Source organism: Micromonospora taraxaci, from assembly GCF_007830095.1.
In the GTDB taxonomy this organism is placed as follows: Bacteria; Actinomycetota; Actinomycetes; order Mycobacteriales; family Micromonosporaceae; genus Micromonospora; species Micromonospora taraxaci.
On record NZ_VIWZ01000001.1, the window covers coordinates 4,742,915 to 4,757,717 of the forward strand.

The following is a 14,803-nucleotide window of genomic DNA, read 5'->3' on the forward strand; positions in this document are numbered from 1 at the left end:
GGAGGGGCCGGGGGCGCAGCGGCGCCCCGGCTCCTCCCGCTCTCGAGCAGCTGTCCGGTGCGGCAGATTGAGCGCCTCGTCGCTGATCTGCCGCACGTCGCAGTTGCCGGGCGTCGTGGGCGCGGACGGCCGGGATCGATCTCGGGTTACTCCTGTGGCGCGATCAGCCGGTCGTCGCTGGCGTCGCGGACGGTGATCGCCTCCACCGGGCACGAGTCGGCGGCGTCGATGACGACCTCGTCCGGGGCGACGACGTCGGTAAGCGGCGCGGACAGGCCATCGACCAGGCGGAAGTGCTCGGGCGCGGTGCCGGCGCAGATGCTCGTGCCGATGCAGCGGCGCGCGTCGACCCCGATCCGCCAGGTGGCACTCACCAGGCCACCGGCATGCCGAGCAGGCCCCGCACCAACATGCCCCGCTTCCACTCCAGCTCGGCCTCCGGTACGGCGAGCCGCAAGCCGGGCAGACGAGTGACGAGGGTGGCGACGGCGACCTGCAACTCCATGCGGGCCAACTGCGCACCGACGCAGTGGTGTACGCCGTGCCCGAAACCCAGGTGCGGGTTCTGCTCGCGGTCGAAGTCCAGCCGGTCCGGGTCGGCGAAGACGGTACCGTCCCGATTCGCCGACGACAGTGAGCCCAGAACCGGCTCACCGGCCCGGACCAGCACCCCGCCGACCTCGACGTCCTCCTTGGCGTACCGAGCGAAGGAGGATCCGACGCCGAGCGGCACGTACCGCAACAGTTCCTCGACCGCGACCGGCACGAGCGACGGGTCGGCCCGCAGCCGAGCGAGCTGGTCCGGGTTGTGCAGCAGGACGTAGATGAAGTTGGGGATCTGGGTCACCGTGGTCTCGTGGCCGGCCGCGAGCAGCCCCCCGGCCAGTTCCACCAACTCGGTCTCGCTGAGCCGATCCTGATTCTCGTCGCGGGCCCGCACCAACGCGCCGAGCAGGTCGTCGATCCCCGGGTCGCGGCGGCGCTCGGCGACCAGACCACCGATGTAGCCCCAGAGATTGTTCAGGTATTCCTGGATCGTTTCCATGGGCAGAGAGGTGGTCGAGACGATCGCCTCGGACCAGATGTGGAAGCGGTCGCGGTCGGCGTACGGCACCCCGAGCAGCTCGCAGATCACCTGGATCGGCAGCGGCGTGGCGACGTGCTCCACCAGGTCGGCCGGAGGGCCGAGCCGGACCATGTCGTCGACCAGCGTGTCGGCGATCTCCTGGGTTCGGGGACGCAGCGCCTCTACCCGACGTGCCGTGAACGCCTTCGCCACCAACCGACGCAGCCGGGTGTGATCGGGCGGGTCCATGGTCAGCATGCCGCTGTACTGCTGGCGCGGGGTGAGCCTGGGCTCGTCGCGCTCAACGGCCGGGGCGCGGCCGAACCGCACGTCGCCGAGGACCAGACGGACGTCCTCATACCGGGTGGCGAGCCACGCCTCCTCGCCGTAGGGGCACTTCACCCGGGTCATCGGCTCGTTCTCGCGCAGCTCGCCGTAGGTCGGATCGACGACGAGGCGGTCGGGCACACTGAACGGGTACGGCCGCGCGGGCGGAACGGTACGGCTCTCGGTCGTCTGCGCGCTCTCCGTCATCCGGGTTCCCCTCGTCGAGACGGCGTGATCCTCGGGCCGGCACCACGTGCGTAGCGGCGCCGGATTGCCAGCGTCCAGGCTTGCGGACAGCACACATCCACGCTCAGTGATATCTCGACATCGGATCGTAGCGATAGATGCCGATGATCGCCATGGAAGCTGCCCGCATCCATCGCGCCAGCGTTCCCGTGGCTCAGGAGATAAAGTGCCCGCTACCCTCGGCCGTCGTGCACGAAGGGCTGCACAGCCCAGTAGTGAGCGGCGGCGGACGGCACCGAGCCGACGGCGAGAACCCACTCGTCGCCGAGCGTGCCGATGACGAGGTCGCCCTTCTCGAACCGCAACACGACTCCAGCGGAGACCGTGTCGCCGTCGTGGCCGAGGATGACGGCGCCATCGGTGAGCCGGGCGCCGATGAACCCGGACAGCACGGACGGATGCCGCGCCGGGCCGACCCTGATCTCGCCGCACTCGTCCATGTCGGTGGCTCGGTACGGCTTCTCCTTCGCGAGCAGGAGTTGGTCGCCACGGCCGTGCAGTTTGACCGGCATCCCGCCTTCGAAGTACAGCCAGGCATGCAGCAGGCTCTCGGCGTCCGGTTCGCGCCGTCCCTCGGACCAGTACCGGGCCTCGGTCACGGCGTCGAGCCGTCGGCCCACCGAGCCCTTCAGCCACGACGCGACCATCTCGGGATCGCTGAAGCCCACGTACGGCACCGGGTGCTCGACGCGCAGCGCCTGCCACACGGCGCGAACAGTGGCCTCGTAAACGTCGCCCAGGCCGGTGTCGACGTCGGTGGTGACAACGCCGGTCACAGTTACCCGTACCTCTCGGGGAGATTTCTGCAGAGCCCAGCGGGCGCCTAGCTCGGCTTCCCGCCGATGTTCGTCGATCGCGGCGGCGGTCACCTCGACGTCGGACCGGTCCGACGCTGCGACCTCGACGGTGACCTCAGCGAATCGCGCGGAACGACTCGTCTGTGCCAGCAGGCGGAAGGTTGTCACGACTCCGATGGTTCCAGGCAGGTTCCGGCCTTGGCGTGCCAGGGCCGGGCAAGCCGACAAGAAGCTCGTCGCTCGTTAACCCACACAGTGATTGCCACCTGACCAACCCGGCGACATCCTGCCTCCCTACGTCGGAGGACGGAGGCCAGCGAAGCCTTACCATGCGAGCGTGGCTCACGTTGCCCGGTCCCGTAGGCCGTACCCGCTGCTTGTCGCCGCAGTGGTTCTGTTGGCGCTCGGCGCGGCCACGGCCTGGGCGGTCGGTGACACGCTGGGGCTGAGCCACGCCCCCGCCGCCGTGCCGCGTGAGGACGCCGTCGCCGCGCCGACGCGGACGCCCGCACCGGTTCCGCCGTTGGCGTCCCTCGTCGTGCCCGACGAGCCACGCGTCCGGAAGGCCGCCGTCGCCGTCGCCGACGCGGTCGTCTTCCGTGGCCTGCCCCGGCCGGTGCTCGTCCCGGCCGCGTCGAACCCGGCCAGGTCCGCGACGGCCACGCCGGGCACCAGCACGGCGCGCGTCGCGGCGCCGGACATGTCGGCGGTGACCACGCTGCGAGCGGGCGTGCTGGCCACCCTCAGCGGTACGCCCGAGTCGTACCGGCTCGACGTGCGCAGCGCCGAGTTGGCCGTCCAGGGCGGCGACGTCGCGGGCCTGACAGCCGGGATGTACGGGCTCGCCGACCGGATCCGCTCCGGTGCCGAGCTGCTTCCCGCGGCGGACGCTGGTCGGGTGGTCATCCCCCAGCTCGGCCTGCGGCTGACCGACGCGGGATCGGTGGGGCGCGAGCCCGACCCAGCCGCCTTCGCCGCCGGCGACGACTACGGCCTGAACACCGACGTGGTCGGGTCGGCAGTGCTGCCTGACGCGCCGTGGGTGGACGCCGCCGCGGTGGCCCGCATCGACGCCCAGTTCCGGCAGTTCGTCGACCACTCGGTGGCGCAGGGATTCAACGGAATCGTCGTGCCCGGCTTCCTGGAGTACGTCACGTTCGCGAAGGTCGGCGACGGGCGTGCGGTCTACCCGCCCGGAGACCCGCACGTCGACCGCGCACGGGCGATGGTCGCGGCGTTCGGCCCCGTCTTCCGGTACGCCGAGGACATGGGCGTGCGGGTCTTCCTGCTGACCGACATGCTCGCGGTGTCGCCCCCGCTGGAGGCATACCTGGCGCGGACCGTCGGCGGTCTCGACACGGCCGACCCTCGACTGTGGGCTGTCTACCAGGTCGGTCTGGCCGAGCTGTTCGAGAGCATGCCGTTCGTCGACGGCCTCATGGTCCGCGTCGGCGAGGGCGGCGAGGTGTACGCCGGAAGCGGCTGGGACTACTCGTCACGGCTCGCGGTCACCACCGAAGCGTCCGTACGCGCGATGCTGCGGGCGCTGCTGGACACCGCGGGCTCAGTCGGGAAGGAGATCATCTTCCGTACGTGGACGGTGGGCGTCGGCGCTGTCGGGGACCTGCACACCAACCCGGAGTCGTACGCGCAGGTCCTCGGCGGGTTCGACGACCCGCACCTGATCGTGTCCACCAAGTACACCCTGGGCGACTTCTACAGCCATCTACCGCTGAACACCACCCTGCTGGGCGGCGGGCACCGCCGCATTGTGGAGTTCCAGGCCCGGCGCGAGTTCGAGGCGTTCGGCTCGCTGCCCAACGACCTCGGTCCGCTGCACCGCCAGGCGCTGCGCGCGTTCCTTGCCGCCAACCCGAACGTCGAGGGTGTCTGGAACTGGACTCAGGACGGCGGGCCGCTGCGCGCCGGGCCCATGTCGCTGTACCTGCGCGCCGGGTTCTGGCAGCTCTACGACCTCAACACGTACGCTGTCGGCCGCCTGGCCTGGGACCCGCACGCCGACCCGGCGCAGGTCACCGCGGACTGGGCGTACCGCACGTTCTCCGGCGACCCGGCCACCGTGGCCGCGATCGGGCAGGCCATGGCGCTGTCCCGGCAGGCGGTCACCAAAGGCCTCTACATCGGTCCGTATGCCGACCGGTCGGTGCGGGCGCTCGGGCTGGAACCGCCGCCCATGATGTGGATCTTCGAGTGGGACATCCTGACCGGCGACTCCGCGGCGTTGGACAGCATCTACGCGGTGACCGGCGGCCGCGTCGACGCGGCGATCGAGGAGGGCAGGCAGGCCGTCGTGCTGGCCCGGCGTATGCGCGACCTGGTCGCCGCGACCGAACCGGCGACCTGGCGGGACGCCGAACTGCGTGGGCGCTTCACCGCGACTCTCGACTACCAGGTCGACCTGTTCGAGACGCTGAGCGCGTACCGGACCATGGTGCTGCGGCACGCGCAGTGGCTGGACACGGGCGCCCCGGCCGCCCGCCACGATTGGCGGCTGGCCGCGGCGGCATACCACGACGCGCGCGACGCGCACCGGCAGCGCTACGGCGCCGACCTGGACCTGCCCGCGTACAACTTCACCGCCGCCGACCTCGGGGCGCAGCGCGCCGACCGGGACCCGACGATGGCCTGGGCGGCCCGTGCGTTGCTCGGGTCGATCCTGCTGGTGGTGCTGCTCGGCCTGTACCGACGCGGGTTCGGCGCAGCCGCCGCGCGCGGGTTGCTGCTCGGCGCGCTCCGGCCGTGGCGGGTCGCCGCGCTGCCGACGCCCACGACGCGGGCAGACCGGGTGTTGGTGTGGCTGGTCCCGGCCGTGGTGCTGGTGGCGAGCCGGCTCGTGTTGACCTGGTTCGCCGCGCCGGCGCACCTGCTGGTCACCCTCGGTGGGTGGGCGCTGTTCGCCCTCGTCGTACGCCTCGTCGTCGGCCGGCGGGATCCGTTCCACCTGTGGGCCGTGGTCGGCGGCGTCGCACTGCTGCGCAGCGTACTGCTGCTGGCGGCGCTCGCCGGGCGCGGACCGGGCGGTTACTGGTTCGCCTTCTGGACCGCGCCGGGCCTACGCGCGGCGTACGTCACCGTCGCGTTCGCGGCGTTCGGCTGGCTGTTCGTGGCCGTCGCCGTGGTCCTGCGGGACCGGTACGGCCTACGCCGCCGCAGCGCCGTCGGGCTGACCCTCACCGCCGCGGGTGCGCCCCTCGGCGTGCTGTCCGCCCTGGTCTGGGTAGTGGGCCTGGAACGCGCGCTGACGGTGTGGAACGACCAGCTCGCGCTGCTGCCCTGGGGTCTGTCCCGCATCCTCGGCATCACCGTCCACCTCGGCGTTCCCGCCCAACTCCCGGCATACACCGCCGCCGCCGGAACCGTCCTGGCCGCCGCCGGCCTGCTTCTGTCACTGGGCCGGCGGCGGCAATCGGCCTGACCGCCCCACTCGACGGCCCTCCGCTCAGAAGTTGGTCAGATGTCCGGCGAGACCGTGGATCGCCGCGACGTAGCCACCCTGGCCCCACCGATGACCACCAGATCGAACTGCTCGGTTGCCTCCGTTCATGTCCGATTCCTGTTCAGCCAGTCCGTCAAGAGGGGGACCGTGTCGCTGAGGGTGTCGACACAGTGGTGTGCGGCGGTCAGCTCATGGACAGCGTGTGTGGTGCGGACGGCGATGACCGTCATGCCGGCAGCCCGGGCTGCTTCGATGCCGGCGGGGGCGTCCTCGACCACAAGGCAGTTCGCTGCAGGGGTCTCGAGAAGGTGCGCCGCGCGCAGATAGCCTTCGGGGCCCGGCTTGCCGCGCCGGACCTGGCTGCTGTCCACCAGAACGGGTGGATCCGGCAGCCCGCCCGCGCGCAGCCGCTGCATCACGGTCGGCCTCCGGCCCGACGTGACAACACCCCACAGGTGGCCGTCGAGCAGGCTCAACACGGCAGCGGCATCGGGGTAGACGGGGAAGGCGTCGCCTTCGGCCGCCATGATTTCTCGGACGAGCCGGTACTCGGTGTCAGCGTCGAGGTGCGGGGCCACCACCGTGATGGTGTCGACGGGCCGGCGGCCGTGGGTATGGGACCAGACGAGGTCCGGGTCGAGGTGGCGCAGCGTCGCCCACCGGCTCCAGATCCGGCGGTATGCCGGATAGGAGTCGACGAGCACGCCGTCGACGTCGAACAACACCGCGGACGGAAAGGGCATCACGCCGCCGGGCTCTGCAGCAGGTCGATGGTGGCGGCGGCCTGACCGGCGATGTCGTGGAGCAGGCGGGCAGCAGGCAGGACGTCGTGGACGAGGCTCACGGACTGGCCCGCGTACAGGGCCATGGCGGCCAGGTCACCGGTCATCCCGGGCAGCGGCATCAGGTCCTCGTATCGAGGATGCTCCTCGCCAGACGCGTCAGCGGCGACGACATCACCCTCGCCGGGCCGCAGTGGAGCAGGCGGCGAGCCGGCCGCCTGCCAACGCCGCACTGTCGTGTTGCGCAGTGCCCGATGCGGGGCGTTCGGCCATCCGCCGTCGAAGCAGAGGGTGTGCACGGCGTCCGCTCCGGTGGCCGCGATCAAGTGCTGCCGGTACACCTCATGGGTGGCTGCTTCATCAGCGGCGAGGAAGCGGGTGCCCAGCATGGCGGCCTGGGCGCCGAGCGCGAGCACCGCCGCGACGCCGCGCCCGTCCGCGATTCCTCCCGCAGCCACCACCGGTACCGGCCCGACCGCGTCGACGACGGCCGGCACCAGGGACATGGTGGTCGTGCCGCCGCGGACGTGACCGCCGGCCTCCCACCCTTGAGCCACCACGACGTCCACGCCGGCCGTGACGGCGTGCACGGCCTCGGCGAGGTCACCGATCGTGTGCAGGTGCAGAGCACCGGCCTGCTGGATCCGGCCGTGTACCGGCGACGGGTCGCCCCAGAAGGTGGAAATGATCGGCAGCTTCTCCTCCAGGCACACAGTGAGCACATCGTCCACCGGGAAGTCGAGAACCAGGTTCGCGCCGAACGGCCGGGTGGTGAGCTCCCGGGTATGCCGGATGCTCTGCCGTGCCTGATCGGGGCTCTGCCACGTCAACGCCAGCATGCCAAGACCGCCCGCCTCCGACACCGCCGCCACCAGTTCCGGTACGGCGGCGGAACCCACGGGCGCCTGGATGATTGGCAGATCGATGCCAAACCGGTCACACAGGACAGTGCGTAATCGCCTCACGAAGCTGCCCCGATCGCTTCGGGAATCGAATCATTCCACCGGACGGTACTGTATCGGATATCGAAGCATCAAGAGGGGCGGCACAGGCGATGACGGCACCCAGGCCGGGCCAGCCGGTACGCGGATCGAGTACCGGACGACCCCTCATGGCCGCCCTCGACCTGTTCGGGCGTCGCTGGAACCTGCGCATCGTCTGGGAGTTGCACCATGGGCCGGTCGGCTTCCGCGCGCTGCAGCAGCGCTGCGACAACATGTCATCCAGCGTCCTACGGCAACGGCTGACCGAACTGGTCGACGCCCACCTCGTCGCCCAGCAGCCGGACACGGCCTACACACTCACCGACCTCGGCCGCGGCGCCTACCAGGCCCTGCGCCCGCTCGTTCGCTGGTCCGACACCTGGGCCTCAGCCCTGAACGCGGACGACAGGGCCTGAATCGCGGAACGCCGACCCTGGCGCTTCGCGAACAGAGTCGCTACCGTGCTTCTGAATCCGAAGCATTCGGAGGTTGGTCATGGCTCGCATCCCAGCGCCCGGTGCTTTCCGCTTCGCCGACGTCACGGCCACCTGATGGCCGGCCCATCAGTGTCGGTGGTGAACGCCTGCACCCGCCATGGAGGAGGCGGCAGCCCCACCACAGTCGTGATCGACGATGCCGTGCTCACCGACGACGAACGGCACGCGATCGCCCGGAGGGCCGGCACCTCCCACACCGCGTTCGTCGACACCAGTGCAGCGGATGTTCCCAGGGTGCGGTTCTTCACCAGCGCCGGGGAACTCACGAACTGCGGACATGGAATCATCGCGGCGCAGGCCGTCCTGCTGCAGCGCAGCGGCGGCACCGAGCACCGCGGCCGGCAGTTCACCGCAGGCCGCACCTTCGCCACGACCGCCATTCGGCGCCGCGACGGCATCGAGGTCTGGTTCGACCAAGGCGTCATCGCCCTACCGGACGGCGGTGACGCGACCGGAGATGGCATCATCGCCGCCCTCGGCCTGGAACGAACGGACATCGCCGCCGACGTACGGGTCGCCTCACCCGGCACGCCACGACTCCTCGTCCCCGTCCGGGATCGCCGGACGCTGCTGTCCATACAGCCCGACTACGATCGGCTGGCAACCGAGTGTCGGCGACTGGGTTATCTCGGCTGCTTCGCCTACGCGCTCTCGCCGACCGCAGGAACGGGCGCCGCCCGGATGTTCGCCCCGGCGATCGGCGTCGACGAGGACATCGCGAACGCCAACAGTGTCGGCTGCCTCGCCGCACACCTGCTCGACACAACCGGCAGCGGCACGATCGAAATCCACCAGGGCGACGGACTGCAGAGCCCATCATCGGTGTCCGCCAGCGCGACACGCACCGCAGACGGCATCGTCGCCAGAATCGGCGGAGTGGTTGGCCTCAGCGCCCCGCATGGTCCTTAGCACCACCGCCCATCCGCCGCCAGCGCTCCTATCCAGGACTGGCACCCCGGAGCCGTTTCTCATCGCGACCTTCGACTAGCGCAAAGCCGCGGGCCAGGTAGTTTGCCAGCGCGCGAGGATGATCCCAACTTGAGGTATGCAGCCAAACCCGACGGGTTGGCCCGCCATGCTCCGCACTGTTCTGCGGCCCCCGCAAGTTCCATGCGGACCGGGTCAGTAGTGCCGGGGCGTAACCGCCGTATCCATAGATCCCGGGTGGATCGTGGCCCGGCCCGGAAGGACCCGCCGCGGAGCCACAGACCGCTGCCTTGGCTATACAGTTCTGCCGTGTCTGTACGTGAACCGAAACGCGGCACGGTGGTGCGCGGAGTCATCTCAGAGATCCATAACTTCGGCGTCTTCGTGCGTCTCGAAGGGGAGCCGACCAGTTCGCGCGGCACGGGGTTCATTCGAATTCCGGAGCTGACCTGGGACTACTTCTCAGATCCCGAAGATGTGGTGCACGCAGGCGAGCAGATCCGCGCCGAGGTGCTCGACTGCGATGACACTCGTGGACAGGTGCAGCTGTCGTTGAAGGCGTTGCACGAGGATCCGTTGGTCCGGTTCGCGGACCGGGTTGGTGAGGTATTGTCCGGGCCGGTCGTCAAAGTGGTGCCGTTCGGTGTTTTCGTCCGCGTCGCGCCGGGCATCGCTGGTCTGCTTCACGAGTCAGTTCTGACCCGGGAGCCAGCAATCGGAGAGATCGTCACCGTCACGATCGTCGAGGTGGACCGGCCGGGGCGCCGAGTGCGTCTGGAGCCCGCGTTGACGCGTTGATTGGTGACGCACAAGCGCGACCCGACCTGACATCGTCGACATCAGCGGGACCCCCACTCCCAATCGGGGCCGTAGATGCTAATAGCTGCGGTAGGCCGGCAGGTTCAACGTCACAGCCGCCGGTCAGGCACGCCCGCCTGTGCGCTCTTGTCCCCGGTACGGTGTGCCGGTGGAAACCCTGGCCCAGATGCGCTCCGGAGCCACGATCGAGCGGTTGCTCTGCCACCCCAGGCTGCCGTTGATAGCCGGTTGGGACGCCGATCGCCCGGCGATCCGGATCTGGGAGTTCGCGGTCGGGCGGCTGCGTGAGATTGGCGGTGTCGGTGCGGATTCGGCCGGCTACCACTCCGCCGGCAATCACCGGTTCCAACGGACACCCTCTGCTGCCTGGCATCCGAGTGAGCCGCAGTTGGTGGTAGCGGACCGCGACTGCATCACTCGCTGGGCACCTTCGGGTATCACCGCGATCGGCGGGATGCCACCGATCGAGTACCCACGGGACGTGGCGTTCAGTCCGGACGGTCAAAGGCTCTGGTTGTCACCCGGCGGCGGAGAGGACGGCTGGGAGTCGTCCATCACGCTCGACCCCATTTCCGGCGCAACCGTCATCGGCCCACGATGGGACACCGGAGTTGCGGTGTATCCGGGCGGTGGCCTCGTGGCCACCCTGGAGAGTGATCAAGGTGCCACGCTGGTGCTCTTCTCCCGAGACACCGAGCCGGTGCTGCGGCCGATGCGGCGGGCGTTGATCCTCGACTGCGACGGCTACGAGACACCTGTCTTCAGCCCGGACGGGCGGCATTTCGCGGTACGGGGCAACGCGTACGACAACTCGCTGGAGGTGTTCGAGTTTCCTTCGCTGCGCCGCGTTCTCGTCCTGACACTCGGAGACCCCAGCCCGGGGTACCCGTACCCGCAGGAGTGGCTGGACAGCATGAACGCCTGGTCACGCCACAACGTCGCGTTCGGGCCATCTCCGGGTGCTCTCTGCTTCGGAACGCCAGGAGGCGCCGTCATCGAGATCGAGATCGACGGGAAACAGGTGACCGAGCACGAGGTCTTGGCAGGAGCTGGGGTGACCGCTCTGACGGCCACCGCGACAGGCGAACTGGTCGTTGCCGGCCACGACGGCACGCTTCTGGTGCTGTCGGGGGGACGGGCCACCCCGGCTCAGGCATCAACGGCCGCGGTAACCGAGTTCCTTGCCGGCACCTCCGAGGCGCTGGCCACCGACTTGGACGACCTTGATCTCACCGACGGAAACCAGACCTGGCAGCCCGGCGAGCTGGGAACAGTCACCGACACGTCAGACAGCGACCCGTCGTGGCTGAAGATCCAGGCTGCCATGAACAGGCGCGCCTGACCCCGATCGCACCGTTGCTGTCTGGGCAGCCAGGGCCGTAGCTGTAGGGCACGGCACGGGATTCGGGAACGGCACGAGGGCCATAAGATTCACTTCTATGGTCCGCACCACGCCTCCGCGCCCCCTGGACATCACCGCGCTCTTCCCCGAACTGCGGGAGCATTCCCGCACGGCTACCCGCCTGCATCCCCGCCCCGGCGCTCCGACCGTCATGGACAGCTCGGTCGGCGGGCCGCTGCTGTGGCCGGCCGACGAGGTATGGCCGGTCTGCGACGACGCCGGGGCGCACGAGCCATACAACCTGACCACCCCGGCCGCCCTGCACCGCAGGCGGGAGATCCTCGCGGCCGCAGAAGCCCGGGGCCGGCTGCCGGGCGGGGACTTCTTGACCGTGGAGGAGCGCGCCGAGCTCGACGCGGCCGACGCTCTCAACCTGGACGACCTGATCGAGGATCCCATCCCTTTGGTCCCGGTCGCGCAGCTGTACCGACACGACATCCCGGACTACGCCGGTCCGGACGGCACCGACCTGCTCCAGGTGCTGTGGTGCCCGGTAGACCACTCGGACCGGCACTACAGCCCTCGCGTCTTTCTCCAATGGCGCGACAGTTCCACCGTCGGCCCGCTGCTCGTAGCACCTCCTGAGCCGTCGGTGATCAGCGACATGTACCTGCCGATTCCGTGCGTGGTGCACCCCGAGCAGGTCCGCGAGTACCAATACGCCGATCTGCTCCCCGACGACCTATGCGAGCGAATCGACGCCTGGGATGACGACGAAGACGAGAGCCGTCCCCACTATCAGAGCGACTTGTCGCTGGCACCGGGATGGAAGGTCGGCGGGTACGCGAACTGGTCACTGACCGATCCGTACCCGATGGATTGCGCGGCCTGCGGCACCACGATGACCTTGATCTTCACCGCGGGCTCGGGCGACTGGAACGGCATGCACTGCAGCTGGCGCCCGTCCGAGGAGGACCCGACCGCGTCGCCAGACATCGTCGGCGTGCAGATCGGGCGCTGCTACTCCCTGTACACCTTCCAGTGCCCCGAATCATTCGACCATCCCCCGGCCACCGCTATGCAGTGACGCGGCTCGCTTCATGGCTTCCCGGCCTCCGAAACGGCACGGTCCCGAGCCTTGAGCCGAAGCAGCCACTAGATGGGCTCGCCGGCCACGCCGCTGAATCCGACGAGACCGTTGTCCTTCGCCATGGACAGAATCTCTGGCAGATAGTCGAGCTGGCGGACAGACAGCGTCAGAAGCACATACGTCAGTGCATCGTCCGGACTGTCCTCCAGGTCGAACGTCGAGGGCTCCAGTACGTCCTCGATGTCCGCCCAGCGAACAAGCAGCCCGTCCCGGAACCGCTTCACACCGGGGTCTGAGGCCAGGTCGCTGGTGTCACCCTCCGCAAGCCTGTCGAAGATCTCCGCAGGATCACCCGTGCCGCGCTTCCAGAAACCAAAGTCGCTACTCACAGCGGCATCCTAGGAGTGGGTGTCGTATCTGCCCAGGCGAGCACAAGGCGGCAGATGCGAATAGCTGCGGTAGGTCGACCGGCCCAGATCACCGCCGCGGGCCCGGCACGCCCGCCCACGCGCTCTTGTCCCGGTACGGTGTGCCGGTGAGACCCTTGTGGCGACGCTCTACTCCGGGGCCCACGCTCGAGTGGTTGCTCTGCCATCCCACGCTGCCGTTGATCGCCGGATGGGACACCGGACGCCCCTCCGCAGTAACGGGATCGAGGGAAGCAAAAGCCCTGCGTCCGACGACTCGGCTCCGGCCCCCGCGACGTCGGCCTGCCGAGGATTCCCGGTGGCTTCCCGGAAGCCCACCGACGTCGACGCCGCTCCCACCCACCAGCCATGCGACGCTCAAGCTCCGCGACCAACGGGCCATGCCGCGTGGCCCCCGGACACGACCGCCATAGCCGCACAATTCCTGGCCTGACAGCACGGCACCCCCACCCCCAGACCCCTTGTGCCCGGAGGAACGCAGACCATGGACAACGCATCTCAGCTCATTCAGGAGCGGAGTGCCCCGCCGGCCACGCTGGTGATCTTCGGCGCCTCCGGTGACCTGACCCGGCGCAAGCTGCTGCCCGCAGTCGAGAGTCTGGCTCGGCACGAGCGGCTCCCGGACCAGTTCGCGCTGGTCGGTGTCGCGCGCACGCCGATGACCAACGAGCAGTTCGCCGAGAGCGCCCTCGGCGAACGCACCCTCACCAGCAAGCGCCAACTCCAGGGCAGCGTGCGGTACGTGGCCGGCGGCTACGACGACCCGGAGACCTACAAGCGACTCGTGGAGACCCTCGACGAGCTGGACGCACAGCGGGGCACCTCCGGCAACCGGCTCTTCTACCTGTCCACCCCGGCCGGGGCCTTCGAGCCGGTGATCAACGGACTGGCCGGCGTCGGGCTCAACCAGCCCCGCGAAGGCTCCTTCTCCCGCCTGGTCATCGAGAAGCCGTACGGGCGCGACCTGGTCACGGCCCGCGAGCTCGACGGGGTCGTGCACAACGCGTTCGACGAGCACCAGGTCTTCCGCATTGATCACTACCTGGGCAAGGACACCGTCCAGAACGTGCTGGCGCTGCGCTTCGCGAACTCGATCTTCCAACCCATCTGGGATCGCTCCTGGGTCGACCACGTGCAGATCACCGTCGCCGAGACCCTTGGCGTCGGCAGCCGCGGCGGTTTCTACGAGGACGCCGGCGCGATGCGGGACATCGTGCAGAACCACGTGCTCCAGGTCCTCGCGCTGGCACTGATGGAGCCACCGGCCTCCTTCGAGGCTGAAGGCCTGCGCAACGAGAAGGTGAAGCTGCTGCAGGCGATCCGGCTCCCCACCGACCGGGACATCGCCGAGGCCGCGGTCCGGGGACAGTACACCAGGGGCGGTACCCGCGAGGACCTGATGGCCGGCTACCGCGAGGAAGCCGGCGTCGACCCCCTGTCGCGGACCGAGACCTACGCCGCCATGCGGCTCAACGTCGACAACTGGCGCTGGGCCGGGGTGCCGTTCTACGTCCGCACCGGCAAGCGCCTACCGGCCCGGCTCACCGAGGTGGCACTGCAGTTCCAGCGTCCGCCGCACCTGCCGATCCCGACCGACCAGCTCACCGGCCTCGACGCTGACGCACTGATCCTGCGGATCCAGCCGAACGAGGGCATCTCGCTGCGCTTCGGTGCCAAAGTGCCGGGCCACTCCTTCCGGGTCCGCACCGCCACGATGGAGTTCTCCTACGACCAGACGTTCGTCGAGGAGTCCCCGGAGGCGTACGAGCGTCTGCTCCTGGACGCGCTGATCGGTGACGCGTCGCTGTTCATCCGCAGCGACGAGGTGCAGCAGTGCTGGCGGATCGTCGACCCGATCATCGACAACTGGGAGAAGGACCACTCGCCGATCCCCACCTACGAGGCCGCCTCCTGGGGCCCGACCGACGCCGACCGGCTCATCGGGCGCAACGGCCGCAAGTGGCGCAACTCCGCGTGACCCTGTCACAACGAGGGTGTCCGCGCTGCTGAGCTCGATCTCTTGGTCGGCGTGGCCGAGGTGG

Annotated in this window: 13 protein-coding genes; 7 read left to right on the forward strand and 6 right to left on the reverse strand. The window is 69.5% G+C overall.

The window, feature by feature from the left end; genetic code table 11:
- Positions 1-146 precede the first annotated feature (146 nt).
- The 3 genes from FHU34_RS21415 to FHU34_RS33835 all read right to left on the reverse strand — a co-directional run bounded on the left by FHU34_RS21415 (position 147) and on the right by FHU34_RS33835 (position 2,604).
- Positions 147-374 carry a ferredoxin gene (locus FHU34_RS21415; RefSeq protein WP_145783341.1) on the reverse strand — a complete coding sequence of 76 codons (228 nt, stop codon included), beginning with the start codon at positions 372-374 and terminating at the stop codon, positions 147-149.
- Positions 371-1,600 (reverse strand): cytochrome P450, encoded by a 1,230-nt coding sequence (locus FHU34_RS21420; RefSeq protein WP_145783343.1) that lies wholly within the window; start codon positions 1,598-1,600, stop codon positions 371-373. The genes FHU34_RS21415 and FHU34_RS21420 overlap by 4 nt, the downstream gene beginning before the upstream one ends.
- 212 nt (positions 1,601-1,812) lie before the next feature.
- Positions 1,813-2,604 carry a hypothetical protein gene (locus tag FHU34_RS33835; RefSeq protein WP_244311776.1) on the reverse strand — a complete coding sequence of 264 codons (792 nt, stop codon included), beginning with the start codon at positions 2,602-2,604 and terminating at the stop codon, positions 1,813-1,815.
- Between the two features lie 169 nt (positions 2,605-2,773).
- Between FHU34_RS33835 and FHU34_RS21430 the strand changes: the two genes are divergently transcribed.
- Positions 2,774-5,872 (forward strand): hypothetical protein, encoded by a 3,099-nt coding sequence (locus FHU34_RS21430; protein ID WP_244311777.1) that lies wholly within the window; start codon positions 2,774-2,776, stop codon positions 5,870-5,872.
- Between the two features lie 125 nt (positions 5,873-5,997).
- Here FHU34_RS21430 and FHU34_RS21435 read toward each other — a convergent pair whose 3' ends face one another.
- Both FHU34_RS21435 and FHU34_RS21440 read right to left on the reverse strand, forming a co-directional pair.
- On the reverse strand, positions 5,998-6,636 hold the full coding sequence (locus tag FHU34_RS21435; protein WP_145783345.1) for an HAD-IA family hydrolase: 639 nt from the start codon (positions 6,634-6,636) through the stop codon (positions 5,998-6,000).
- Entirely contained in the window at positions 6,636-7,640 is a 1,005-nt protein-coding gene (locus tag FHU34_RS21440) for an NAD(P)H-dependent flavin oxidoreductase (protein ID WP_145783347.1), read from the reverse strand. Before FHU34_RS21440 ends, FHU34_RS21435 begins: the two co-directional genes overlap by 1 nt.
- A gap of 146 nt (positions 7,641-7,786) precedes the next feature.
- Between FHU34_RS21440 and FHU34_RS21445 the strand changes: the two genes are divergently transcribed.
- From FHU34_RS21445 to FHU34_RS21470, 5 genes are all read left to right on the forward strand, one after another.
- Entirely contained in the window at positions 7,787-8,074 is a 288-nt protein-coding gene (locus tag FHU34_RS21445; protein ID WP_244311779.1) for a winged helix-turn-helix transcriptional regulator, read from the forward strand.
- Positions 8,075-8,119: 45 nt separating this feature from the next.
- Positions 8,120-9,064, forward strand: coding sequence for a PhzF family phenazine biosynthesis protein (locus FHU34_RS21450; RefSeq protein WP_208745053.1), 945 nt, complete (start codon positions 8,120-8,122; stop codon positions 9,062-9,064).
- A gap of 327 nt (positions 9,065-9,391) precedes the next feature.
- Positions 9,392-9,880 (forward strand): S1 RNA-binding domain-containing protein, encoded by a 489-nt coding sequence (locus tag FHU34_RS21460; RefSeq protein ID WP_167524868.1) that lies wholly within the window; start codon positions 9,392-9,394, stop codon positions 9,878-9,880.
- 169 nt (positions 9,881-10,049) lie between these two features.
- The gene (locus FHU34_RS21465) at positions 10,050-11,243 is read left to right on the forward strand and encodes a WD40 repeat domain-containing protein (protein ID WP_208745054.1); all 1,194 of its coding nucleotides are present in this window, start codon (positions 10,050-10,052) and stop codon (positions 11,241-11,243) included.
- A gap of 97 nt (positions 11,244-11,340) precedes the next feature.
- Positions 11,341-12,330, forward strand: a complete 990-nt coding sequence (locus tag FHU34_RS21470; protein WP_145783353.1) for a hypothetical protein — start codon at positions 11,341-11,343, stop codon at positions 12,328-12,330.
- 68 nt (positions 12,331-12,398) lie between these two features.
- On the opposite strand, the gene FHU34_RS21475 is transcribed toward FHU34_RS21470, so the two are convergent.
- Positions 12,399-12,722 carry a hypothetical protein gene (locus FHU34_RS21475; RefSeq protein WP_145783355.1) on the reverse strand — a complete coding sequence of 108 codons (324 nt, stop codon included), beginning with the start codon at positions 12,720-12,722 and terminating at the stop codon, positions 12,399-12,401.
- Positions 12,723-13,245: 523 nt separating this feature from the next.
- On the opposite strand from FHU34_RS21475, the gene zwf reads away from it, so the two are divergent.
- Positions 13,246-14,739: a glucose-6-phosphate dehydrogenase gene (zwf, locus tag FHU34_RS21480; protein ID WP_145783357.1), complete on the forward strand. Its 1,494-nt coding sequence runs from the start codon at positions 13,246-13,248 to the stop codon at positions 14,737-14,739.
- The last annotated feature ends 64 nt before the right edge of the window (positions 14,740-14,803 follow it).

What these genes read in the sequence shown, in the direction of transcription:
- FHU34_RS21420 (WP_145783343.1), bottom strand. Translation starts at nt 1,600, where the DNA reads ATGACGGAGAGCGCGCAGACGACCGAGAGCCGTACCGTTCCGCCCGCG.
- FHU34_RS21435 (WP_145783345.1), bottom strand. Translation starts at nt 6,636, where the DNA reads ATGCCCTTTCCGTCCGCGGTGTTGTTCGACGTCGACGGCGTGCTCGTC.
- FHU34_RS21445 (WP_244311779.1), top strand. Translation starts at nt 7,787, where the DNA reads ATGGCCGCCCTCGACCTGTTCGGGCGTCGCTGGAACCTGCGCATCGTC.
- FHU34_RS21470 (WP_145783353.1), top strand. Translation starts at nt 11,341, where the DNA reads ATGGTCCGCACCACGCCTCCGCGCCCCCTGGACATCACCGCGCTCTTC.
- zwf (WP_145783357.1), top strand. Translation starts at nt 13,246, where the DNA reads ATGGACAACGCATCTCAGCTCATTCAGGAGCGGAGTGCCCCGCCGGCC.